Source organism: Caulobacter sp. 602-2 (assembly GCF_011043625.1).
GTDB lineage: Bacteria > Pseudomonadota > Alphaproteobacteria > Caulobacterales > Caulobacteraceae > Caulobacter.
In genome coordinates this window covers 1-1,590 of the sequence record NZ_JAAKGT010000026.1, presented here as the reverse complement: position 1 = coordinate 1,590, position 1,590 = coordinate 1, and the positions used below count along the sequence as shown (strand labels likewise).

2 protein-coding genes and 1 pseudogene are annotated in these 1,590 nt (G+C 67.3%); 1 reads left to right on the top strand and 2 read right to left on the bottom strand.

The window, feature by feature from the left end; all coding sequences use genetic code 11:
- Positions 1-165, bottom strand: a pseudogene (locus tag G5B46_RS24085) (iron dicitrate transport regulator FecR); the annotation flags it as partial.
- Between the two features lie 88 nt (positions 166-253).
- Positions 254-994 (bottom strand): GntR family transcriptional regulator, encoded by a 741-nt coding sequence (locus G5B46_RS24080; RefSeq protein ID WP_165263214.1) that lies wholly within the window; start codon positions 992-994, stop codon positions 254-256.
- Positions 995-1,251: 257 nt separating this feature from the next.
- Between G5B46_RS24080 and G5B46_RS24075 the strand changes: the two genes are divergently transcribed.
- Positions 1,252-1,590 (top strand): PTS glucose transporter subunit IIA (locus tag G5B46_RS24075; protein WP_165263212.1); only part of this gene is annotated, 339 nt, incomplete at its 3' end.

Here is a 1,590-nt window from a genome sequence, read left to right as displayed (position 1 = left end):
ATACTTGGCGAAGGTGGCCGCATGGTCGCTGGAGCCGCGCGCGCAGGTGACGACCGCCCGCGGCGGGCTGGCCCGCAGCCGCTCGCCGATCGCTGCTGCGACCCGCGCATTGGCCGCCACCTGCCGCGCCACCACGCGCGCGGCCTCGCCCGCCTCCTGGAACATGCCGGTGGCTTCGGCGACGAGGGGCTGGAAATGGGAATGGGGCAGCGCCGTCACGGGCTGTACTCCGATACTCGGGGTGATCAGGAAATCAGGCGGGGTCGTTCAGTTCGGCCACGAAGTCGTAGGTGTCGCCGCGGTAGTAGGACTGGGTGACTTCCACCGCCCGGCCGTCCTTGAGGAAGCCGCGCCGCTCGACCAGCAGGCCCGCGTCCTTGGCCTTCACGCCCAGCAGGCTGGCGTGCTGCGGGGTGATCAGCACCGCGCGCAGGCGCTGCAGGGCGCGGACGGGCTTGTAGCCGGCGCTGGCCATGGCCTCGTAGAGCGAGTGGTCGACCACCTCGAGCGAGGGCAGGGCGAAGGCGGCGATCGTCGAGTACTCCACCGCCATCGGCGCGCCGTCGGCGTAGCGGATGCGGTGAAAGCGATAGACCGGCGTGCTGGGCGACAGGCCCAGCGTCAGCGATTCCTCGGGCGTGACCGCGCCTTCCATACGGGCCAGCCACTCGCTGTGCGGGCTGCGGCCGCGCGAGATCATGTCCTCGGTGAAGCAGGTCAGCTTCGAGAAGTTCTTCTCCACGCGAGCGGCCACGAAGGTGCCCGCGCCCTGGCGACGCGTCAGCAGGCCTTCATGGACGAGGCCCTCCAGGGCCTTGCGCACGGTGATGCGCGAGACGTTGAAGTCCTCGGCCATGTCGCGCTCGGGCGGCAGGGCGTCTTCCGGCGTCAGCACCTTGTGCTGTATCGCCTCGCGCAGGGCCTTCTGGAGCTGCAGATAGAGCGGGGCGGACGAGGCGGTTTCGATCGGACCGATGCGTTCGGAGAGCAACATGGGTTAGTTTCCCACCAGAGGTCGAGCTTGGCGCCGCGTTTCGGAGCAGCTCATTGCATACATACCAATCTAAGTCCTCTTTTGTCGGCCGATTTGGTCCGATAAATCGCAACAGGGCGATAAACCGCTTTTGTGTCAAACTGTTTTCGGCTCTCCGTCGGGATGAGAGTTTTTGGAATGGTATTAAAATGGCATCTATGCCCAGCCATCAGTCATCCCTTGCAAGCGCCCCGCGAGCCGGCCCTGGGCGACACGTCATGGACGTGGCGCCTTCCGGAGGCCTGCTGCTGAACGCTCCCCTCCAAGGCTGGGTAGCGTCCTTGGAGGAGACGCCGGACGCGGTGTTCGCCGAGCGTATGCTGGGGGATGGTCTGGCGATCGATCCGACGGGTTCGGTGCTGCATGCGCCGTGCGACGGGCGGGTGATCTCGGTGCACCGGGCGCGGCATGCGGTGACGCTGCGGGCGGGCAACGGGGCCGAGATCCTGATGCATGTGGGGCTGGAGACGGTGGCCCTGGACGGCGAGGGCTTCAGCGTCCACGTGGCCGAGGGCCAGGCGGTGAAGGCGGGGCAGGCGCTGATCGGCTTTGATCTC